General features: G+C 23.0%; 1 protein-coding gene (only partly in view). It reads right to left on the bottom strand.

All coding sequences use genetic code 11. The annotated features are described in order from the left end of the window. Positions 1 to 291, bottom strand: part of the annotated coding region (locus tag G3997_RS11800) for a two-component regulator propeller domain-containing protein (protein ID WP_442971236.1) (this coding region is incomplete at its 3' end). The annotated region continues 143 nt past the right edge of the window; 291 of its 434 annotated nt are in view.

Below are 291 nucleotides of genomic sequence, written 5' to 3'. Positions count from 1 at the left end.
ATTTTTCTTATGTATTCATTATTTATTTTAAAATGCTCTATTAAATTTTCATTTTCTAAATCATATATATACATCCCTTGTCTTTTAGTAGCTACCCATATTTGATTATTAACAACTAATGTACTTACTATATTCTTATCATTTAAATATATTTCATTGAATATAGTATTCTCATTTAATATATTAACTCCTCTGTCTGTCCCTATCCATATAGTTCCATTAGAGTCTTCATAAAAACAAGTTACAATATTACTTGTTATAGAATGTTCAGTATCTACTTCATTTGAAAAC

This window comes from Romboutsia sp. 13368 (assembly GCF_018336475.1).
Lineage (GTDB): Bacteria > Bacillota > Clostridia > Peptostreptococcales > Peptostreptococcaceae > Romboutsia.
This window is presented reverse-complemented; position numbering and strand designations above follow the sequence as displayed.